General features: G+C 71.1%; 18 protein-coding genes. 8 read left to right on the forward strand and 10 right to left on the reverse strand.

Annotation, left to right across the window (positions count from 1 at the left end):
* The first annotated feature begins 189 nt into the window (after window positions 1-189).
* On the forward strand, window positions 190-1,908 hold the full coding sequence (locus ACH4LD_RS32150) for a chitinase (RefSeq protein WP_398057671.1): 1,719 nt from the start codon (window positions 190-192) through the stop codon (window positions 1,906-1,908).
* A gap of 598 nt (window positions 1,909-2,506) precedes the next feature.
* Here ACH4LD_RS32150 and ACH4LD_RS32155 read toward each other — a convergent pair.
* The 3 genes from ACH4LD_RS32155 to ACH4LD_RS32165 form a co-directional block, all read right to left on the reverse strand.
* Entirely contained in the window at window positions 2,507-4,174 is a 1,668-nt protein-coding gene (locus tag ACH4LD_RS32155) for a hypothetical protein (RefSeq protein ID WP_398057670.1), read from the reverse strand.
* A gap of 356 nt (window positions 4,175-4,530) precedes the next feature.
* Window positions 4,531-5,022 carry a hypothetical protein gene (locus tag ACH4LD_RS32160; RefSeq protein ID WP_398057669.1) on the reverse strand — a complete coding sequence of 164 codons (492 nt, stop codon included), beginning with the start codon at window positions 5,020-5,022 and terminating at the stop codon, window positions 4,531-4,533.
* Between the two features lie 120 nt (window positions 5,023-5,142).
* Window positions 5,143-5,553 carry an ATP-binding protein gene (locus ACH4LD_RS32165; protein WP_398057668.1) on the reverse strand — a complete coding sequence of 137 codons (411 nt, stop codon included), beginning with the start codon at window positions 5,551-5,553 and terminating at the stop codon, window positions 5,143-5,145.
* A 205-nt stretch (window positions 5,554-5,758) separates the two neighbouring features.
* Here ACH4LD_RS32165 and ACH4LD_RS32170 point away from each other — a divergent pair, with 205 nt between their 5' ends.
* The 3 genes from ACH4LD_RS32170 (at window position 5,759) to ACH4LD_RS32180 (ending at window position 8,352) form a co-directional block, all read left to right on the forward strand.
* Window positions 5,759-6,610, forward strand: coding sequence for a helix-turn-helix domain-containing protein (locus ACH4LD_RS32170; RefSeq protein ID WP_398057667.1), 852 nt, complete (start codon window positions 5,759-5,761; stop codon window positions 6,608-6,610).
* 6 nt (window positions 6,611-6,616) lie between these two features.
* Window positions 6,617-6,814, forward strand: coding sequence for a DUF397 domain-containing protein (locus tag ACH4LD_RS32175; RefSeq protein WP_189888598.1), 198 nt, complete (start codon window positions 6,617-6,619; stop codon window positions 6,812-6,814).
* Window positions 6,815-7,008: 194 nt separating this feature from the next.
* The gene (locus ACH4LD_RS32180) at window positions 7,009-8,352 is read left to right on the forward strand and encodes a M14 family metallopeptidase (RefSeq protein WP_398057666.1); all 1,344 of its coding nucleotides are present in this window, start codon (window positions 7,009-7,011) and stop codon (window positions 8,350-8,352) included.
* 1 nt (window position 8,353) lies between these two features.
* Here ACH4LD_RS32180 and ACH4LD_RS32185 read toward each other — a convergent pair whose 3' ends face one another.
* The 5 genes from ACH4LD_RS32185 to ACH4LD_RS32205 form a co-directional block, all read right to left on the reverse strand.
* Window positions 8,354-8,923 carry a hypothetical protein gene (locus ACH4LD_RS32185; RefSeq protein WP_014674658.1) on the reverse strand — a complete coding sequence of 190 codons (570 nt, stop codon included), beginning with the start codon at window positions 8,921-8,923 and terminating at the stop codon, window positions 8,354-8,356.
* Between the two features lie 133 nt (window positions 8,924-9,056).
* The gene (locus ACH4LD_RS32190) at window positions 9,057-10,535 is read right to left on the reverse strand and encodes a GntP family permease (RefSeq protein WP_059262887.1); all 1,479 of its coding nucleotides are present in this window, start codon (window positions 10,533-10,535) and stop codon (window positions 9,057-9,059) included.
* A 125-nt stretch (window positions 10,536-10,660) separates the two neighbouring features.
* The gene (locus ACH4LD_RS32195) at window positions 10,661-11,071 is read right to left on the reverse strand and encodes a RidA family protein (protein WP_014674656.1); all 411 of its coding nucleotides are present in this window, start codon (window positions 11,069-11,071) and stop codon (window positions 10,661-10,663) included.
* Window positions 11,068-11,832, reverse strand: a complete 765-nt coding sequence (locus ACH4LD_RS32200) for an IclR family transcriptional regulator (RefSeq protein WP_398057665.1) — start codon at window positions 11,830-11,832, stop codon at window positions 11,068-11,070. The genes ACH4LD_RS32195 and ACH4LD_RS32200 overlap by 4 nt, the downstream gene beginning before the upstream one ends.
* On the reverse strand, window positions 11,829-12,938 hold the full coding sequence (locus ACH4LD_RS32205; RefSeq protein ID WP_398057664.1) for a sugar kinase: 1,110 nt from the start codon (window positions 12,936-12,938) through the stop codon (window positions 11,829-11,831). The genes ACH4LD_RS32200 and ACH4LD_RS32205 overlap by 4 nt, the downstream gene beginning before the upstream one ends.
* A gap of 171 nt (window positions 12,939-13,109) precedes the next feature.
* Between ACH4LD_RS32205 and ACH4LD_RS32210 the strand changes: the two genes are divergently transcribed.
* On the forward strand, window positions 13,110-14,381 hold the full coding sequence (locus ACH4LD_RS32210) for an amino acid deaminase (protein WP_398057663.1): 1,272 nt from the start codon (window positions 13,110-13,112) through the stop codon (window positions 14,379-14,381).
* Between the two features lie 9 nt (window positions 14,382-14,390).
* Window positions 14,391-16,001 carry an amidohydrolase family protein gene (locus ACH4LD_RS32215; protein WP_398057662.1) on the forward strand — a complete coding sequence of 537 codons (1,611 nt, stop codon included), beginning with the start codon at window positions 14,391-14,393 and terminating at the stop codon, window positions 15,999-16,001.
* Window positions 16,002-16,008: 7 nt separating this feature from the next.
* On the opposite strand, the gene ACH4LD_RS32220 is transcribed toward ACH4LD_RS32215, so the two are convergent.
* Window positions 16,009-16,857: a trypsin-like serine peptidase gene (locus ACH4LD_RS32220; protein WP_398057661.1), complete on the reverse strand. Its 849-nt coding sequence runs from the start codon at window positions 16,855-16,857 to the stop codon at window positions 16,009-16,011.
* 180 nt (window positions 16,858-17,037) lie between these two features.
* Entirely contained in the window at window positions 17,038-17,859 is an 822-nt protein-coding gene (locus ACH4LD_RS32225) for a hypothetical protein (RefSeq protein ID WP_398057660.1), read from the reverse strand.
* Between the two features lie 126 nt (window positions 17,860-17,985).
* Here ACH4LD_RS32225 and ACH4LD_RS32230 point away from each other — a divergent pair, with 126 nt between their 5' ends.
* Entirely contained in the window at window positions 17,986-19,197 is a 1,212-nt protein-coding gene (locus tag ACH4LD_RS32230) for a pyridoxal phosphate-dependent aminotransferase (RefSeq protein ID WP_103815842.1), read from the forward strand.
* 89 nt (window positions 19,198-19,286) lie between these two features.
* Window positions 19,287-19,706, forward strand: coding sequence for a hypothetical protein (locus ACH4LD_RS32235; RefSeq protein ID WP_398057659.1), 420 nt, complete (start codon window positions 19,287-19,289; stop codon window positions 19,704-19,706).
* Window positions 19,707-20,370: the final 664 nt, after the last annotated feature.

Raw genomic sequence — 20,370 nt, forward strand, 5'->3', positions numbered from 1 at the left:
CGTTTGTGAAGCCGGTGTGGAACTCTCCCGGAGCAAGTCCCGCCAAACCCGGACAGGTTGAGTCACCCGCGGGAAGCGATTTTGGTCTGGACCTCTTGACACCCGGATTGGTCTGGACCAACTTAAGGGCGCAAGCGATGGCCACCGCCCCTCTCCTCCCCTCCCCGCCCACTCCCCACGGAGGCTCCAGTGGACCGCGCACCAGGCATACCCAGACCCCGCGCACGGCGGCTCGCGGCATGGTCCGCCGCCACCGCCCTGGCCCTCTCGGTCGCGGGCCTCGCCACGGCCGGCCCCGCGTCCGCCGCGGACGTCAACAACGTGAAGAACGCGGGCTTCGAGTCGGGCCTGGCCAACTGGACGTGCACGGCCGGCAGCGGCACGACGGTGACGTCCCCGGTGCACGGGGGCACCGGGGCCCTGAAGGCGACCCCGGCCGGCCAGGACAACGCCCAGTGCACCCAGGCGGTCGCGGTCAAGCCCAACTCGACGTACACCCTGAGCGCGTGGGTCCAGGGCGGCTACTCCTACCTGGGCGTGACGGGCACCGGCACGACGGACGTCTCGACCTGGACCCCCGACTCGGCCTCCTGGAAGCAGTTGTCGACGACGTTCACGACGGGCTCGTCCACGACCTCGGTCACGGTCTACACCCACGGCTGGTACGGCCAGGCGGCCTACTACGCCGACGACATCTCGGTCTACGGCCCCGACGGCGGCGGAGGCGGCGACCCGGCCCCGACGGTCCCGGCGGCCCCGGCCGGCCTCTCCGTGACCGGTACGACGTCCTCCGCGGTCTCCCTGTCCTGGTCGGCGGTGTCGGGCGCGACGGGCTACAACGTCTACCGGAACGGCACGAAGGTCACCGCCGTGACCGGCACGTCCGCGACGGTGACCGGCCTCACGGCGGCCACGTCGTACTCCTTCCAGGTCACGGCGACCAACGCGGTCGGCGAGTCGGCCAGGTCGGCGACGGTGACGGGCACGACGGCCTCCGGCACGGGCGGCGGAGGCGGCGGCTCCCTGCCCAAGCACGCGGTGACCGGCTACTGGCAGAACTTCAACAACGGCGCCACGGTCCAGAAGCTCTCGGACGTCCCGTCGTCCTACGACATCATCGCGGTGGCCTTCGCCGACGCCACGTCGACCCCGGGAGCCGTCTCCTTCACCCTGGACTCCGCCGGCCTGAACGGCTACACCGTCGACCAGTTCAAGGCCGACATCAAGGCCAAGCAGGCGGCCGGCAAGAAGGTCATCATCTCGGTCGGCGGCGAGAAGGGCTCGGTGTCCGTCAACGACGCGTCGTCGGCCGCCAACTTCGCCAACTCGGTCTACTCCCTCATGCAGACGTACGGCTTCGACGGCGTCGACATCGACCTGGAGAACGGCCTGAACGCGACGTACATGACGCAGGCGCTGCGCGCGCTGTCGTCGAAGGCGGGCTCCTCGCTGATCATCACGATGGCCCCCCAGACGATCGACATGCAGTCCACGTCGAACACGTACTTCCAGACGGCCCTGAACATCAAGGACATCCTGACGGTCGTCAACACGCAGTACTACAACAGCGGTTCCATGCTGGGCTGCGACGGCAAGGTCTACAGCCAGGGCACGGTCGACTTCCTGACGGCCCTCGCCTGCATCCAGCTGGAGGGCGGCCTCTCCCCGTCCCAGGTCGGCCTCGGCGTCCCCGCCTCCACCCGCGCGGCGGGCAGCGGCTACGTCTCCCCGACGGTGGTCGACAACGCCCTGGACTGCCTGACGGCGGCCACGAACTGCGGCACCTTCAAGCCGTCCAAGACCTACCCGGCCCTGCGGGGCGCGATGACCTGGTCCACGAACTGGGACGCGGCCTCGGGCAACGCATGGTCGAACACGGTCGGCCCCCACGTCCACGCACTCCCGTGACGTGACCTTCGGCCACCCCCAGCGCCCGGGCCTTTCGGTCCGGGCGCTGTGCTGTGCGGCAAGAACGGCCTGACTTGTTCCGCCGGCCGGCTGTCGGCCTGTACGCGGGTCGCGGTTGTACGACTACGCGCAGGCGGCGGCATCCGACGCGTCGGAGACCGCGGACGACCCCGGGCGCGGGCGGCTTGCGTGCGCGGTCTTGCTGGGTGAGTTCGGGCGCACCCCCGTACTGGTAGCCCTCGACCCGGTGACAGGTGGCCCCGTGGTGGCTGATTCCGGTGGTGTCCGCTGGTTGTACGCCTTCTCGAAACCCGCCGCTTCGACCTCGACGCAACCGGCCGGGTGACGGCGGCCACGCGGCCGGCTGGACGGAGCGGTACGCCCGCGCACCTACGCCGGCTCTCGCATCACCCGGGCAGGATCCTCGTCCGGACCCGCGCGCCCAGACGCCGCCGACCCACCCGCAAGCCGCTGAAGAAGACGCAGCGGGACGCAGGGTTTCCGGCCGGACCGCCGGATGGGGCAGGACCTTGCAGTCCTCGGCCTCGCCCCCCGGCCGGTCCGCCATGTGTTTGTGCGTCCGTGTTTGATCCTCGTCTCAGTTCTTGCGGCGCCGGCTGACGACGAACAGAGTGCCGCCCGTGATCAGTGCGACGGCGGCCGCCGTGGCCGCGTACCAGGGCAGCGCACCGGTGCCCGTGTCGGCCATGGAGCCCTGCTCGGTCTCGCCCGAGGCCGCGGTGCCGGAGCCGGTCGTGGTGGAGCCGGTCGTGGCGGAGCCGGAGGTGCCGCCGGAGGCCGCGGTGTCGCCGGAACCGGAGGTGCCTCCGGAGGGGGAGCCGGAGCCGTGACCGTTGGTGCCGTCGGCCGTCACCTTGATCGCCGCGGTGTTGTCCTTGCTGTTGCTGTCAGCAATCTGCATCGTCACCTTGATCGAACCAGGTGCGAGGTCGGCCGGCTTGTCGATGCGCAGGCCGAAGACGAACGGGGTCAGCTGACCGGCGTCGAAGTACCAGTCGTCGACGTCCTGGTAGCAGGTGTAATGCCTGTCGCCGGGCTCGCCCTTCTTCCAGTCACCATCCGAGCGGCAGTCGTTCGGGACCTTCACCGCCGTCGTGCCGGGCGGGATCGTCACGTGGGCCTCGGAGGACGGACCGTCCCCGGGACCTTCGCCGCGGTCCCACTGCTCGATGGCGGCCGGCCCGTTGTTCCGGACGCCCAGCTTCGCCTCCACGACCTGCCCGGCCTCGCCATGGACGGTGGCCCCCAGGGCTTCCAGGTCGAAGGGGTTGTTCGTGTCGACGAAGCCGACCCCGTAGCTCCGATCGAACGGCTTGGGGCCGTCGGCCCGGGTTTCGACCTTCAACGCGCGCCCGGTGCCGCGGTGCACGTGGGTCAGTTCCGGGTGCGTGTAGTAGTAGCCGTCGCTCGTGCCGTACACGGCCACGGACCACGATTCGCGCCTCGCGGTGCTGCCGACCTTCGCCAAGAAGCCGTTGACGTCATAGGAGCCGCCCGCCGTGACCGGGGTCTCGACGTAGCAGCGCGCCATGGTGCCGTCGTCTGCGTCACGGCCGTACTCGCAGTTGTTGAACTCTTCGCCGAACGACAGCCCCTGGCTGACGTGCATGGCGATGTAGACGCCGTTCAAGGGCCGGGTACTGAAGTTCGTGAAGCCGAACTGGGGCTGCACTGTCTCGCCGGTCTTCGCCCAGGTGCCAGACGGGGAGCTCCGGTCGAGCAGCGGGCCCATGTCCGGCACCTCGGCTTTGAACGTCGTCCCGCCCAGCGTCGTGTCGCCCGCCTCGGCGGAGACCCGGACATCGCCCGAGAAGCCGGGCTGCGCGGTCGCGAGCGTCCGGAATTGCAGGGTGAGACCGTGCATGGTGTCGCCCGGCTGAAGCGGCTTGCGGTCATTCAGCTTCTCGCCGTCACACACGTACAGGAGCTGCTGCCTCTCGACGCAGGCGGAAGGGGGCGTCAGGCTCATCTGACCTTGGACGGCCGTGGCGTCGACCGTCACCGTGAAGTCCGTCAGCTGCTGCGACCCGGTGTTGCGCGCATACAGGTAGGCCCTGGCGTAGTCGTCCTTGTACGGCTTCACCGGCAGCGGGTTGCCGCCCTCGGAGACGGTGAACTCCAGTGTCTGCGCGGTCTGCGCGCTCTGAGCGGCATGGCCGGGGAAGGGCGCGCACAGGATCAGCAGGCCCGACGCGAGGGCGGTGGCACTGGCCCGGGCAGCTTTGCGGGGCAGGGGTCTCGGCACGGTGCTCCTTCGACGGATATGTGGTGAGGCGGACCGGTCGCAAGTGATCCGATCGCCCACTTGGATCCCCGACAGCGGGCGAAGGTTGTACACACCGGAGCGCGGCTCCGCGTGACGTCGGCCGAAGACCTGAAGGAGCGGGCCGCACCGCAAGCCGGCCGGGAAGGAAGTCGTCTCACCGACGCCAGGGGCATTCCGCTCGCCGCGACCCTGAGCCCGGGATCCGTAACAAGGCCACGCTCCCGGTCCTCCGAGCTATCCAGCGCAAGCTCACCAGGGCCGTGAGCGCCTACTACGGACAGCGCCCGGACCCTCTCGGTCCGGGCGCTGTCCTGCGGGGCGCACCTGGCGTCATCTCAGTCCGGCAGACATTCCGGGAAGTCCGCGGTGGTCTGCACCGACTCGGCCGGTACCCAGCCGGCCGTGGGGTAGTTGTTGACGTTGGTGACGACGAGATAGAAGATGCCATCGCCGGCCGGGCTCTTGACGGTGCAGGCGGCGGAGACATCGCTACCGCCGGGCAGAAAAGCCACGACGTCGGCGTTGTCCTGCGGTGCCGAGAGAAGGTTGGTCGGTGTCACGCCGACCTGCGGCAGCGAGTCGGGTCGTCCCGGGACTCCCGATCCGATCGTGTGGTTGGCTCCGGTGACGTGGCCGGTTCCGGTGAGGATCTGTCCACACGACTGGTAGCTGTTCTCGTTGTGGTTTCCCTGGTTGGTGATGACACACGGCCTGTAACCATCTCCGTCGTCCATCTGTGCGGCGTGGGCGGCGGTTCCCATACCGAGGAAGCCGGCGAGGGCCAGAAGCGACGTGGTCATGGTCAGCCCGCGGCGGATGAAGGGCATATCGCACTCATTCCGTGAATTCTCCTGCGCTTTTGCTTCTTCATCGTGTCTTCCGGCGGGTCCTGAACCATGGAGGCGTGACTGGGGCTTCGCCCGGATGGCTTTCGAACCGGGCCACCATCACGCCACCCCCAGCTCACACCACACGTACTTCCCCCGGTCCCCGAACCGCGCCGACGGCTGCCAACCCCAGTCCTGGGCGCAGGCCGTCACCAGCCCCAGCCCCCGCCCCTCCTCCGACTCCAGTACCTGCCCCCATGGCACCGGCGGCTCCGGCGGTGCGGGGTCCGTGTCCCACGCCCCGATCCACACCAGGCCCTGCGGGGAGCGCCGTACCCGCAGCGCGGCCGGGCCCTTGGTGTGCCGCACCGCGTTCGACACCAGCTCGGTCGCGAGGAGTTCCGCCGTCTCCACCAACCCCGCCAGTCCGTGCAGGGTCAGGATCACGCGCAGGGTGCGGCGGCAGACGGTGACGGCTCTGGGGTCGTTGGGGATGTAGAGGGTGTAGTCCCAGGGTTCGTTTTCGGGCATGGCTCAGCAACTCCAGTCGGTGAGTGGGGTTTGCGCACGCGGTGGCATTGCCGCAGCCGTCATGGCAGGACGACGCGGTGCGCTTCCGCTGTGTGTGCGGTACGTCACCGACGGTAGGGCATAAATTTCATTCGCAGCAAGCCGGTCGCGTAACCTTGCCCTCGAACGAGTCGCCTCGCCGAAGCCGTTGAGGAGAGAGGTCGCCGTGCCGGCACGACGGAACCCGACAGCACGCCAAGTTCGACTGGGCGCCGAACTGCGAAGACTTCGCGAAGCCGCGGGGCTGAAGGCGACGGAGGCAGCGGCCCGGCTCGGAACGAACTCCGTTCAGATGAGTCAGATCGAGTCCGGCATCGCAGGGGTGAGCGAGGAGCGTGTGCGCCGACTCGCCGCCAACTACGCCTGTACTGACAGCGCTTTGATCGACGCGCTCGTGGCCATGACGACGGATCGGACCCGCGGCTGGTGGGAGGAGTACCGGGGCACCCTCCCCGCCGCCTACCAGGACCTGGCCGAGCTGGACCATCACGCACGGTTCCGCAAGGACGTGGCGGTCATCCACGTGCCGGGGCTCCTCCAGACGGAGGACTACGCCCGGGCCCTCTTCGCCTACATGAACCCGGAGTTCCCCGAAAGCGAGGTGGCCCTTCGGGTGGAGCACCGGATGAAGCGGAGAGTCGTCATCGAGGGGTCCGACCCCATCCCGTACGAGACGGTGATCCATGAGGCGGCGCTCCGCATCCGGGTGGCCGGGCGCGCCGCTTCCCGGGCACAGCTCAACCGCGTCCTTGAGGTTTCCGAAGCCGGGCACGTCACGGTTCAGGTCGTCCCGTTCGCCCTGGACGACTTCGCCGGAGCCGGAAGCGCCATGGCGCACCTGGGTGGAGCGGTGCCGCGGCTGGACACCGTCGTGCGCGACGCCCCGCACGGCACCGCGTTCATCGACTCGGAAGCACAGCTGGAGCACTTCCGCAGGCTGTTCCGTAGGGTGAGGGGGCAGGCGCTGTCCCCTGAGCGGTCGCGCGACCTCATCCACCAGTTGGCGAAGGAGCTGTGAGGAACGGTGACCACCCCCACCTCGTGGAAGAAGTCGTCCTTCTCAGGTGGAGGTGAGGGCAACGACTGCGTCGAAGTCGCCGACATGGACACCCACATATCCATCCGCGACTCCAAATCCCCCACGCGAGCCACCCTCACCTTCCCGGCCCGTGCCTTCACCCCCTTCATCGAAGCCCTGAAGGCGCGGCACCCCGCCGGCTGAGGGATCCGTCGGCCCGTCGCGCCGTTTCCGGTCGTTCCCTCCCCTCATGCTTGACCTGATCATGCCAACACCGCACCATGAGCGCCAACCCGCACAGCGAGTTCACAGGGAGCCCGACCGAAGGCCCCCGCCGGCTCGCATCCGCACGTCGCACGGGAACACCCCACCTCCCCTCCACCCCACAAGGAGAGTTCATGCGACTTCGCATCCGCGGCTCCGGCGCGCGTGGTGGCAGACGTACCGCCGTTCTCGGTGCGCTGCTGGCCCTCGCGCTCGCCGCACCGGTCTCGGCCGGCGTCGAGCATGCCACCGCCGACAGCGTGCGCAGGGCCGGACCGGCCGAGGACGGCGTCCGGCAGTACGAGATCCACCAGAGCACGACCCCCGTGACCCGTACGGCCATCCAGGCGGCCGGTGTCACCGTCGACGAGGCCGACGAGGAGAGCGTCGTCGTGTCCGGGCGGGCCGAGCAGATCCGCGGGCTCCGGCGGCTCGGGTACGACGTGCAGCCGTTGGAGGCGGTGCCGCAGCGGTCCGGGGCGCGGCTCTACGACTTCCCCGGCGCCGACGCGAAGTACCACAACTACGCCGAGACGAACGCCGAGATCGACCAGCGGCTCGCCGCCTACCCGGGCATCATGAGCAAGCGGGTGATCGGGAAGTCGTACCAGGGGCGGGACATCGTCGCCATCAAGGTCAGCGACAACGTCGGCACCGACGAGGACGAACCGGAAGTGCTGTTCACCGCTCATCAGCACGCACGGGAGCATCTGACCGTGGAGATGGCGCTGTACCTGCTGCGCGAACTCGGCGCGGGGTACGGGACCGACTCCCGGATCACGAACATCGTCAACAGCCGGGAGATCTGGATCGTGCCCGATCTCAACCCGGACGGGGGCGAGTACGACATCGCCAGCGGGTCGTACCGGTCGTGGCGGAAGAACCGGCAGCCCAACTCCGGTTCCTCGTACGTCGGTACGGACCTCAACCGGAACTGGAACTACAAGTGGGGCTGCTGCGGCGGGTCGTCGGGGTCGGCGTCCTCCGAGACCTACCGGGGGTCCGCCGCCGAGTCCGCGCCCGAGGTGAAGGTCGTCTCCGACTTCGTGCGCGGCCGGGTCGTCGGCGGCAAACAGCAGATCAAGGCCGGCATCGACTTCCACACCTACAGCGAGCTGGTGCTGTGGCCGTTCGGGTGGACGTACAACGACACCGCCGCCGGGATGACCGCGGACGACGCCGCCGCGTTCAAGGCCGTGGGGCAGAAGATGGCCGCCAGCAACGGGTACACGGCGGAGCAGTCCAGCGACCTGTACATCACCGACGGGTCCATCGACGACTACCTCTGGGGCGTGCACAAGATCTTCGACTACACCTTCGAGATGTATCCGACGTCCAGTCCCCAAGGCGGGTTCTACCCGCCCGACGAAGTCATCGAGCGGGAGACCTCCCGGAACAAGGACGCTGTGTTGCAGCTGCTGGAGAACGCCGACTGCATGTACCGGTCGATCGGCAAGGCCGCCCAGTACTGCGGTTAGGTCACGCCTCCTCGAAGTAGGCGTCGAGCACCGCGTCGATCTGCTCGTCCCACTCCTTGAAGCGCGCCCTGGCCGCCGCCTCGATCTCGATCGGGTACCAGCGGCGGTCAGGGGTGTGCACGGTGATCGTGTAGCGCTTGCCGAAGCGGGGCGACTCCGTCTCCACCGCCGCGATCTCGTCCCAGCGGAACTCGCAGGCCTCCTCGTCCAGGCTGAGGCGGACGCCCTTGCGGTCGGCCACGATCCGCGCCCGGCGGTCGGACGCCTCGAAGACCGGGCCGTCGGCCTTGTCCTCGGCATCCGCGTCGGCGACGTCCTCGGCATCCGCGTCGGCGACGTCCTCGGCATCCGCGTCGGCGACGGCTTCCGCGCCCGCCTCCTCGGCGTCCACCCGTTCAGGGGACGCCGGTTCGGCGGACGGCGGCTCCTGCGCCCCCTTCGGCTCCGGTGACTTCGCCACCCCGTCCGTCGGTGTCGGACCCGTGATCCCCGGGACGAAGGCCGGGTCGAAACCGGCGCCCATCACAGGCTCGACCTTCACAGGCTCGGCCTTCACGGATTCGGCCTTCACGGGTCCGGCCTTCGACGGCCCCGCCTGCGAAGGCTCCGCCGTCAACGGCTCCGCGGCCTCGGTCGGCTCGTTGCTCGATCCTATGCGCTGCTCCACGGCGGCAGTATGGACGACTTCCCTGTGCCGGAACCAGTCAGCTCACGAACACGCTGACCACCGCCGCCACCGCGAACCCCGCCAGTGACAGCACCGACTCCAGGACCGTCCAGGTCCGCAGCGTGTCGCGTTCGCTGATGCCGAAGTACTTGGCCACCATCCAGAATCCGCCGTCGTTGACGTGCGAGGCGAAGATGGAGCCCGCCGAGATGGCCATGATGACGAGGGCGACGAAGGCCTGCGAGTGGTGGCCCTCGGAGAGCAGGGGCGCCACGATGCCCGCCGTCGTGACGATCGCGACCGTCGCCGAGCCCTGGGCGACCCGCAGGACCACCGAGATCAGGTAGGACAGGACGATCACGGGCAGGCCCACGTCGTGGAAGGTGTCCGACAGCGCCTGCGCCACCCCGCTCGCCTTCAGTACGGCGCCGAAGACGCCGCCCGCGCCGACGACCAGCAGGATGTTGCCGATCGGCTTCAGGGACGCCGTCGACACCGTCTCCAGGGACTTACGGGACCAGCCGCGGCGGATGCCGAGCAGGTAGTAGGCGAGGAGCAGGGCGATCGTCAGGGCGACGAAGGGGTGGCCGAAGAACTCGACGACCGAGCGGCCCGTGGAGGGGTCGAAGGCGATCGAGGAGAAGGTGGCGGCGAGGATCAGGATCAGCGGCGTACCGATGATGGCGAGGACCGTGCCCAGCGGCACCGGCTCCTCGCGCGGCTCGACACCCGAGGCGCGCTGCTCCTGGAGGACGGCCTGCTTCGCCTCCGCCGCCGCCTCCACCATGTCCTGCGGTACGGCGACGAAGACGCGGCGGCCGATCCACGCGGAGTACGCCCAGGCGGCCAGCACGGCGGGGATGCCGCAGACGACGCCCATGAGAATGACCCAGCCGAGGTCGACGTGGAGCAGTCCGGCGGCGGCCACCGGGCCCGGGTGCGGGGGCAGGAAGGCGTGGGTCATCGACAGGCCGGCCAGCAGGGGCAGGCAGTACAGGAGGATGGAGCGGCCACTGCGCTTGGCGGCGGCGTAGACGATCGGCGCCAGGACGAAGATGCCGACGTCGAAGAAGACCGGGATGCCGAAGATCAGGCCGGTCAGGCCCATCGCGAGGGGGGCGCGGCGCTCGCCGAACAGGGCGAGCAGGCGCGAGGCCAGCACCTCCGCGCCGCCGCTGACCTCCAGGACGGCGCCGAGCATGGTGCCGAGGCCGATGATGATCGCGACGTGACCGAGGATGCCGCCCATGCCGGACTCGATGGTGGACACCGCGTCCGAGCGCTGGACCGTGCCGAAGAGTTCGGTGACCGACAGGCCGGCGAGCAGGCCGACGGCTATGGAGACGGCGAGCAGGGCGACGAACGGCTGGAGCCTGACCTTGATGATCAGGAAGAGGAGCAGGGCGATGCCCACGGCGGCGACCGTGAGCAGTCCGGCCGTGCCGTCGACGAGGAGGAGCAGGCCTCCGGTGTGAGGTGGCGCGGCGGGGGCGGGAGCGGCGAGCGGATAGGACATACGGGGGTCCTCTACGTAAATGCATACTGCTTTCGGGCAGGGGGGAGCGCGGCACGGCGCCTCGTGAGGTGCCGTGCCGTACCGGACGTGCGGGAGGTACAGGAGGTACGAGGGGTGAGCGGACGTCAGCCGAGGACGGCGAGGGCGTCGATCTCGATGAGGAGGCCGGCCGGCAGACCGACGTAGACCGTCGTGCGGGCGGCGGGCGGCTGGGTGAGGCCCTGCTCCTCGAAGTAGGCGTTGTAGATCTCGTTCATCTCGGCGAAGTGGCCGACGTCGGTGAGGTAGACGCGGATCATCATCACGTCGTCCCAGCCGGCGCCGCCCTCCTCCAGGATCGCCTTGACGTTGGCGAGGGTCTGGAGGGTCTGCTCGCGCAGGGAGGGGCCGGCGGGCGTGGGGGGCTTGCCCTCCTCGGCGGGCAGGAAGCCGACCTGGCCGGCGACCTGGAGGATGTTGCCCTTGCGCACGCCGTGCGAGAACTTCGCGGGCGGGGTGGTGTGGGTCTTCGGGGTGAGGGCGATCTTGTCGGTCATGCGGTGCGGTCCTTCACTGGGGTGCGTCCGGAGTACTCGCCGCTGATGGCGTCCGCCGTACGGCGCACCAGCGGGAGCAGGGTGAGGAGTTCCTCGGCGGTGACGACCACGTTCGGCGCGGACACCGACATGGCGGCGACCACCCGGCCGTCGGCGCCGCGGATGGGGGCGGCGACGCAGTTGATGGACTCCTCGTGGCCACCGAGGTCGGTGGCCCAGCCCTGTTCGCGCACCGTGGCCAGCTCCTTGAGGAAGGCCTCGGCGTGGGGGGTCGAACGGGCCGTGTACAGGGGGTAGTCGAGCTGTTGGGCGAGGGCGCGGCGCTCGGGTTCGGGCAGGTCGGCGAGGAGCAGCTTGGCCACGGCGGCGACGGTGATGGCGACGGGCTTGCCGATCCGCGAGTACATCCGGACCGGGTAGCGGCTGTCGACCTTGTCGATGTACAGCACCTCGTTCTCCTCGTAGACGGCGAGGTGGACGGTGTGCCCGCACTGTTCGTTCAGCCGTACGAGGTGGGGGTGGGCGATCTCGCGGATGTCGAGGTTCTCCATCGCCTCCTGCGCGAGGGCGAAGAGGCGCGCGCCGAGGCGGTAGCGCTGGTCGGACTGGCGGTAGACCAGGCCGTGTTCGTGCAGGGTGCGCAGGAGGCGGAGCGCCGTGGACTTGTGCACGCCGAGGCGGTCGGCGACCTGCCCGAGGTCGGCGGGTCCCTCGGCGAGCAGCGGCAGGATGCTCAGGGCGCGGTCGACGGTCTGACTCATGGGATGTTCGCCTCCTCCTCGGCCTGCTCGGCTTGCGTCCAGCCGGGGCCGAGTCGAAGTCTCCCCCATGCGTCGTCGTCCAGGGCGGCGAGGCGGTCGGCGTGGCAGCGGGCGGGGGGCGCGGCCAGGTCGCCGGGGGTGGCGAGGGCGGCGGCGGCGAAGAGGTGGCCGTGGCGGAGCCGGTCCCTGACGGTCAGCCCCCGCAGGGTCGCCGAGAGGAAACCGGCGGCGAAGGCGTCTCCCGCGCCGGTGGTCGCGACGACGGCTGTGCACAGGGCGGGTACGAAGACGGGAGGGGTGGCACCGGGCCGGGGGTCGGCCGCGCGGTCCGGCGCCGACGGGGCGCCGCCCTCCTCCGGGACGTCCGCCGCCCCAGCGGCACGACCAGCCGCGGGGAGCGGACGCGCGAAGGCCGTCGCGCCCCGCGCCCCCTCCTTCACCACCAGCACCGCCGGCTCCGGCAGCACCCTGCGGATCGCCTCGGGGCCGCCCGTGACGTCCCACGCCTGCTCCGCCTCGTCGGCGCCGACGAACACGATGTCCGCGCGCCGTGCCAGGTCCAGCAGGAGCCGGGCGCCCTCGCCGTCCCGCCACAGTCCCGGCCGGTGGTTCACGTCGAAGGACACCAGGGGGCGCCCGGGGACGGGGGCCGTCAGGGTGTGCAGCAGTTCCCGGCACTCCTGCGACAGCGCGGCCGTGATGCCGGTGAGGTGCAGGACGCGGGCCGACCGGGCCGCCGCGAGGTCCACGTTGGTCACGGACATCGCCGACGCCGCCGAGCCCGCCCGGTAGTACGCCACCTCGTGCGCGCCCGTTCCCCGGTCCCCGGCGGTGCGGAAGTAGACGCCCGTGGGCCGGTCGGGGTCCCGGTGCACGGCGGTGACGTCGACGCCGTACCCGGCGATCCGCTCCAGCAGGTGGTCGCCGAAGCCGTCCGCACCGACGCGGCTGACCCAGCGTGCCGTGTGTCCGAACGCGGCCAGGGCGCAGGCGACGTTGGACTCGGCGCCGCCGATGGCCCGGTCGAAGGAGGGGACGTCGGCGAGGCGGCCGGGGCGACTGGGCAGGAAGGTGACCATGGACTCACCGAGCGCCACCACGTCCATGACATTCCGCGGGTGCGCAACGGCCGGGGCGTAAGCAGCGTCGTTGATGATGACTCCTGTCGATCGCCAGGCCGGCGGATCCGTTGACCCGGTGTTCGGCGAGATGCTAGACACCTGTAAGCAATACACGCAATGGCCGTTGCAGAAAATGCAACGCCTGAGAGGGGCTCCATGGGCACCGAAGCGCTCACCCGCCTTGCCGAGGAACGTGTCGACCACCGCTTCAAGGGCCTCCCCCCGGACGCCGACGGCCTCACCGTCGCCGAGCTGGCCGCCCAGCGCCGCAACCTCTTCCGGGACGGCGACGGCTTCACCACCCCCGTCCTCGCGCTGTCCGCCGAGCGCCTGGAGCACAACCTCGCGCTGATGGAGACGTACACCGCCCGGCACGGTCTCGCCTTCGCCCCGCACGGCAAGACCTCCATGGCCCCGCAGCTCTTCCAGCGCCAGATCGAGCACGGCGCCTGGGGGATCACGCTCGCGGTGCCGCACCAGGTGCGGGTGGCCCGCGCGTTCGGCGTCCAGCGGGTCTTCCTCGCCAACGAGCTGGTGGACGCGGCCGCCCTGCGCTGGATCGCCGGAGAGCTGGCCGCCGACCCGGAGTTCCGGTTCGTCTGCTACGTCGACTCCGTGCGCGCGGTGGAACTGATGGACGCGGCCCTCGCGGGCACGGCCCGCCCGGTGGACGTCGTGATCGAGCTGGGCGCGGGCGAGGGGGCCCGGACGGGCGTGCGCACGGAGGCGGAGTGCGCGGCCGTCGCCGCGGCCGTGGCCGCCGTACCGACCCTGCGCCTGGTCGGCGTGGCGGGCTACGAGGGCGAGGTGCCGCGGGCCGATCCGGAGCGGGTGCGGGCGTATCTGGCGCGGCTGGTGGCGCTGGCCGCCGGGCTCGACAAGGACGGGCGGTTCGGCGAGGCCGAGGAGATCGTGGTGAGCGCGGGCGGCAGCGCCTGGTTCGACGCGGTCGCCGAGGTCTTCGCCGGGATTCCCGGACTGTCGAAGCCCGTACTGAAGTTGCTGCGCTCGGGCGCGTACGTCTCGCACGACGACGGGCACTACCGCAGGCTCACCCCGTTCGGCCGGGTGCCCGAGGAGGGCGCCCTGGAGCCCGCCTTCCGGCTGTGGGCGCAGGTCGTCTCCCGGCCGACCCCCGAGCAGGCCTTCGCCAACGCGGGCAAGCGCGACGCGGCCTACGACCTGGACCTGCCCGCCGCCCAGGTGGTACGCCGGGACGGTGAGGAGCGCCCGGCCACTGGCATCACCGTGACCGGGCTCTCCGACCAGCACGCCTGGCTGCGTACGGACCCGGAGGCGGACCTGGAGGTCGGTGACTGGATCGGCTTCGGTCTGTCCCACCCGTGCACGTCCTTCGACAAGTGGCAGCTGATCCCGGTGGCCGAGGCGGACGGCACTGTCGTCGACTACATCCGTACGTTCTTCTAGGAGGCCCGCGTGGAGGACCTGGTCATCCGGGACGCCGACGTCGTCGACGGCAGCGGGGCGGACGCGTACCGCGCCGATGTCGTGATCGACGCCGGCCGGATCGTCTCGATCGTCAAGGAGGCCGCCGCGGCGGGCTGCCAGCGCCCGCGCGCCATGCGGGAGATCGACGCGGAGGGCCTGGTCCTCTCCCCCGGCTTCATCGACATGCACGCCCACTCCGACCTGGCCCTGCTGCGCGACCCCGACCACAGCGCGAAGGCGGCGCAGGGGGTCACGCTGGAGGTGCTGGGCCAGGACGGGCTGTCGTACGCCCCGGTGGACGACCGCACGCTGGAGGGGGTGCGCCGGGCGATCACCGGCTGGAACGGGTACGGCGAGGACATCGACTTCGACTGGCGGAGCGTCGGCGAGTACCTGGACCGGCTCGACCGGGGCATCGCCGTGAACGCGGCCTATCTGATCCCGCAGGGCACGGTCCGGGCGCTGGTCGTCGGCTGGGAGGACCGCGCGGCGACCCCCGAAGAGCTGGACCGGATGCGGCGGTTGGTGGCCGAGGGGCTGGAACAGGGCGCGGTAGGGCTGTCCTCGGGGCTGACGTACACACCCGGGATGTACGCCGGGGACGCCGAACTGACCGAGCTGTGCCGCGTGGTGGCGTCCTACGGCGGCTACTACTGTCCGCACCACCGCTCCTACGGCGCCGGTGCCCTGGAGGCCTACGCCGAGATGGTCGGCCTGACCCGGGAGGCGGGCTGCCCGCTGCACCTCGCGCACGCGACGATGAACTTCGGCGTGAACAAGGGCCGGGCACCGGAACTGCTCGCGCTGCTCGACCGGGCCCTGGAGGCGGGCGCGGACATCACCCTGGACACCTATCCCTACACCCCCGGCTGCACCACGCTGGCCGCGCTGTTGCCGAGCTGGGCGAGCGAGGGCGGTCCCCAGGAGATCCTGGCCCGGCTCACCGATCCCGCCACGGCCGAGCGGATCCGGTACGACCTGGAGGTCACCGGCTCGGACGGCTGCCACGGCGTGCCGGTGGAGTGGGAGACGATCGAGATCTCCGGCGTGACCGATCCGGGCCTGGCCGACGTCGTGGGCCGTACGGTCCGGGAGGCGGCGGAGCTGCGCGGCGAGACCCCCTGGGAGACGGCGCACCGGCTGCTGGTCGGGGACCGGCTCGGGACGACCATCCTCCAGCACGTCGGCCACGAGGAGAACGTCCGCGCGATCATGCGGCACCGCGCGCACACCGGCGGCTCCGACGGCATCCTGCGGGGCAGCAAGCCGCACCCGCGCGCGTACGGCACCTTCCCGCGCTACCTCGGCCACTACGTGCGGGAGTTGGGGGTGCTGACGCTGGAGGAGTGCGTCGCCCACCTCACCTCCCGGCCCGCGGCGCGGCTGCGGCTGCCGGACCGCGGGCTGGTGCGCGAGGGCTACCGGGCCGACCTGGTCCTGTTCGACCCGGAGACGGTCGCGCCCGGCGCCACCTTCGCCGAGCCCCGCGGACTGCCGGCCGGTATCCCGTACGTGCTGGTCGACGGCCGGTTCGTCATCGAGGACGGCAGGCGGACGGACGTCCTCGCGGGGCGGTCCGTCCGCCGTACGCCGCTGTGAGACGTGCCTACGGCTTGGGCAGGGTGCAGCCGGCGGCGCTCAGGTTCAGCTTGTTGCCGGTGGTGAAGCAGGCCGGGATGTTGTAGGTCTCCTCGGCGTAGTTGATGCCCTGGCGGACGGTGACGGTGCCGTTCGCGTCGACCTCGCACGGGTTGTTCACCGTGCACCGCTGGCCGTCCTCGTTGCCGGTGTTGTTGACGGCGACGACCCTGCCGGTGGCGGTGTCGATGACCGGGGAGCCGGAGGTGCCGCCGATGGTGTCGCAGGCGGAGGTGTAGCGGACCGAGTCCTTCCAGGTCCAGTCGCCCTCCTTCAGCCGGTACACGAACCCGTCGATGTTGCAGCTGTAGATGCGCTTCCAGTAGCCGGAGACCACCTTGACGGCGGTGCCGGCGACCGGGTGCGTGTCCTGCACGGTGAGCGGGCTGATGCCGTACGAGTTCCTGATCGCCGCGTAGGTGGTGGTGGTGCGGTAGATCGTGACGTCCGTGTCCGTCATGGTCGAGTAGACGACCTGGTTGGCGCGGAGGGTGGCGACCTTGGTGCCGGCGGAGTTCAGCAGGCCGAAGGTACGGCTGGAGGACTGGCCGGTGATGACCTCGCCGGGGTCCGGGAAACCGGTCTCCAGGCAGTGGCCGTTCGTCAGCACGAGGGCCGGGTCGGTGTCGGCGGATCCGGGGAAGCGGATGACGGAGCCGGAGCAGTTGCTGAGCGAGACGGTGCCGGCGAAGTCGACGGTGGCCTTGACGGCCTTGGTGGTGTGCGGGGCGGTCGTGTGCGGGGCGGCTGCCGCCGGGGTCGCGCCCAGCCCTGCCAGGGCCAGGCAGGAGAGCGCGGCGACGAGAGGCTTCTTCATGTGGGGGTCCCCTCTTACGACTTGGGCGACCGGAGTGCTCCGGTCGCCCACTGATTGTCATGCGCATTCTCAACGTCGAAGAGGAGCGGGGACAAGACGCCGTGTCAGGTCATAGGGGTTTCCCTGTGCGACCGGGCCGTGACGGAACCGCCGTGGCGCGGCACGGACCCGACTCGGCGCTCAGCGCGGGCGCTTCGTGGTGCCGTGGCCGTGGCCGTGGCCCCTGCCGGGGGTGACGGACGGGGAGGACGTCGGCGCGCCGGACGACGCCGTCACCGTGGGGGTCGGTGTCGTCGTCCGCGTCGGCGCGCCGGACGGCGACACGCCCGGCGCCGAGGGGGTGGTGGTGGCCGCCGGGCCGTCGGTCGTCCCGCCGTTCGTGTCGCGCACGGTGCCGGCGTCCGAGGAGGTGGCCGAGCGCGACGGCACCGGGTCGCCGGCCCCGGCGGCACCCACGCTCGGCGAGCCGGTGTCGCCGCGCGGGCTCGCGGGAGCGGAGTCGACGTTCGCGCTCCCGCCGTCCTCGGGACGCGCACCGGACGGGGAGCCCGAGCCGCCCAGCGCGGCGAACCCGGCCACGGCACCGGCCACGCCGAGGACCCCGGCGACGACCGCCACCCGGCGCCGGCCGCCGGCGCGGCGCGCGGCCCGCCGCCGTCCGGCCCGGCCCCCGCCGGGCACACCGGTGGCCATGACGGGGCCGGCCGGAAGCGTCACCTCCGCGCGGTCCCCGGCTCCGGGCACCGCGACGGGCTGCGCAGTCTCGTGGCCCCCGTCAGTCCCCGAAGCCCCATGCGCCTCATCGGCCTCGCGCAGCGCGGGCAGTTCGCGGGTCGCGTCGTAGGCGTTCTGCCAGCCGTGCGCGGCGGCGGGGTCGGCGTACTGCTCGTACGCGGGGGCCGGAGCCGGCTGCGGGTGGTACACGTTCGGCCCGGTCCCGGGCGCGCCGCCCGCTCCGTTCATGCCGTCCGCCCCCGCCTCGTACTCCCGTTCCGTGGACATGCCAGCGAATTGTAGGGACGCAAGCGACTCCTGAGACAGCCGACGGTGATATCCGGGCAAACCTTCGTGTCTCACGTGGCGGAAAACACGAGCCATGAGGCGTTACCGGGCCGTAAGCTCACGCACATGCAGGTGATCCAGTCGACCAAGCTCGCCAACGTCTGTTACGAGATCCGGGGTCCGGTTCTCGAAGAGGCCATGCGGCTTGAGGCGGCGGGCCACCGCATCCTCAAGCTCAACACCGGCAACCCGGCCGCCTTCGGCTTCGAGTGCCCCCCGGAGATCCTGGAGGACATCCTCCGCAACGTCTCCACCGCGCACGGCTACGGCGACGCCAAGGGCCTGCTCGCCGCCCGCCGCGCGGTCGTGATGCACAACCAGACCCTCGGCATCGAGACCGACGTCGAGCACGTCTTCATCGGCAACGGCGTCTCCGAGCTGATCGTGATGGCGATGCAGGGACTGCTGGACGACGGCGACGAGGTGCTCGTACCGGCCCCGGACTATCCGCTGTGGACGGCGGCCGTGTCCCTCTCCGGCGGTACGGCGGTGCACTACCGCTGCGACGAGCAGTCCGACTGGATGCCGGACCTCGCCGACGTCGAGCGCAAGGTCACCGACCGCACCAAGGCGATCGTCATCATCAACCCGAACAACCCCACGGGCGCGGTCTACGACGAGACGGTGCTGCGGGGCCTGACGGACATCGCCCGCCGGCACAACCTGCTCGTCTGCTCCGACGAGATCTACGACAAGATCCTCTACGACGGCGCCACGCACACCCCGACCGCGAAGGTCGCACCGGACCTGCTCACCCTCACCTTCAACGGCATGTCGAAGGCGTACCGGGTGGCCGGCTACCGCGTCGGCTGGATGTCGATCTCCGGCCCGCGCGCCCACGCCGACTCCTACATCGAGGGCCTGACGATCCTGGCGAACATGCGGCTGTGCGCCAACATGCCGGGGCAGCACGGGGTGGTCGCCGCGCTCAGCGGACGCCAGACGATCAACGACCTGGTGCTGCCGGGAGGCCGGCTGAAGGAGCAGATGGACACCGCCTACGAGCTGCTGACGCGGATCCCGGGGGTGAGCTGCGTGCGACCCAAGGGCGCGCTGTACCTGTTCCCGCGCCTGGACCCCGACGTCTTCAAGATCAAGGACGACCGGCGGATGGTGCTGGACCTGCTCCGCAAGGAGAAGATCATGGTCGTCCAGGGCACGGGCTTCAACTGGCCCGAGCCGGATCACTTCCGGGTGGTCACGCTGCCGACGGTGGGGGACCTGCGGGACGCGGTGACCCGCATCGGGAACTTCCTGGACGGATACAGCCAGCCGTAGTCGACGGGTTCCGTTCCGTGAGCCGACTCAACTTTAGACGAAATCCAAGCTAGGATGGCTTCCTGTCAGAGCACAGGAGGCCATCCCCCATGTACGAGCCGATCCGCACCAAGTCGGTCCACAGCACGATGGCCGGCACCGCCTCGGACTTCCCCCACCGGTCGCGCGAGGAGGAGCTGGACATCCAGCTCGCCGGGCACCTCGCCGCGCTGCTCACCGTCACCGACGAGTTGCGCGCGCTGACCCCGTCCCCCGACCTGGACACGGCCGCGGAGCGCCTCGCGGCGCAGGTGGCCCGGCTGCGGGGAGGACGTACGCCCCTGCGGGCGGCGCCGGCCGCGGCCGGTGACCCCGTCGCCCTGCACCGGCGCGCGCACGCCCTCGCCGGGCGCGCGCTCGTGGTCGCCGCGTCGCGTGCCGACACGGCGGTGGCGATCCTCTCGGCCGAGCGGATGGACGCGCACACCGCCGCGCTGTCCGCCGACCCGAAGGAACTCAGCACCGCCTGACCCCTGCCGGGGTCCCCCGATCGGCCCCGGTCCGCGCGCACCCGCAGCGACGCGCGGACCGGGCGCCATACGCTGCGCTCGGCCTGGGCCGGGGTGTGGGGTGCCGTGCGTTGTCATCTGCCGTGTGGCCGGGCCCCGTGCAGACCGCCGGTCGGGCGGGTGGGGATCGAGCACCGCGCGGACCGCCGGTCGGGCAGGTGGGGATCAAGCACCGCGCGGACCGCCGCCGGTCAGGTAGGGCCGGGCGCCGTGCAGACCGCCGCCGGTCAGGCAGGTGGGGGCCGGGCGCCGCGCAGACCGCCGGTCGGGCGGGTGAGGACCGGGCGCCGCGCAGACCGCCGGTCAGGCAGGTGGGGATCGAGCACCGCGCAGACCGCCGGTCGGGCAGGTAGGGCCGGGCGCCGCGCAGACCGCCGCCGGTCAGGCAGGTGGGGGCCGGGCGCCGCGCAGACCGCCGGTCGGGCAGGTAGGGATCGAGCACCGCGCAGACCGCCGGTCAGGCAGGTGAGGGCCGGGCGCCGCGCAGACCGCCGGTCGGGCAGGTGGGGATCGAGCACCGCGCGGACCGCCGGTCGGGCAGGTAGGGCCGGGCGCCGCGCAGACCGCCGCCGGGCAGGCAGGTGGGGGCCGGGCGCCCTGCAGACCGCCGCCGGGCAGGCAGGTG

It is taken from the genome of Streptomyces sp. NPDC017676 (genome assembly GCF_044329325.1).
Taxonomy (GTDB): domain Bacteria; phylum Actinomycetota; class Actinomycetes; order Streptomycetales; family Streptomycetaceae; genus Streptomyces.

Bases quoted from the DNA above. Each gene is read 5' to 3' on its own strand.
- ACH4LD_RS32160 (WP_398057669.1), bottom strand. From the start codon at position 5,022: ATGCCCTTCATCCGCCGCGGGCTGACCATGACCACGTCGCTTCTGGCC.
- ACH4LD_RS32165 (WP_398057668.1), bottom strand. From the start codon at position 5,553: ATGCCCGAAAACGAACCCTGGGACTACACCCTCTACATCCCCAACGAC.
- ACH4LD_RS32180 (WP_398057666.1), top strand. From the start codon at position 7,009: ATGCGACTTCGCATCCGCGGCTCCGGCGCGCGTGGTGGCAGACGTACC.
- ACH4LD_RS32190 (WP_059262887.1), bottom strand. From the start codon at position 10,535: ATGTCCTATCCGCTCGCCGCTCCCGCCCCCGCCGCGCCACCTCACACC.
- ACH4LD_RS32195 (WP_014674656.1), bottom strand. From the start codon at position 11,071: ATGACCGACAAGATCGCCCTCACCCCGAAGACCCACACCACCCCGCCC.
- ACH4LD_RS32200 (WP_398057665.1), bottom strand. From the start codon at position 11,832: ATGAGTCAGACCGTCGACCGCGCCCTGAGCATCCTGCCGCTGCTCGCC.
- ACH4LD_RS32205 (WP_398057664.1), bottom strand. From the start codon at position 12,938: ATGGACGTGGTGGCGCTCGGTGAGTCCATGGTCACCTTCCTGCCCAGT.
- ACH4LD_RS32210 (WP_398057663.1), top strand. From the start codon at position 13,110: ATGGGCACCGAAGCGCTCACCCGCCTTGCCGAGGAACGTGTCGACCAC.
- ACH4LD_RS32220 (WP_398057661.1), bottom strand. From the start codon at position 16,857: ATGAAGAAGCCTCTCGTCGCCGCGCTCTCCTGCCTGGCCCTGGCAGGG.
- ACH4LD_RS32225 (WP_398057660.1), bottom strand. From the start codon at position 17,859: ATGTCCACGGAACGGGAGTACGAGGCGGGGGCGGACGGCATGAACGGA.
- ACH4LD_RS32230 (WP_103815842.1), top strand. From the start codon at position 17,986: ATGCAGGTGATCCAGTCGACCAAGCTCGCCAACGTCTGTTACGAGATC.
- ACH4LD_RS32235 (WP_398057659.1), top strand. From the start codon at position 19,287: ATGTACGAGCCGATCCGCACCAAGTCGGTCCACAGCACGATGGCCGGC.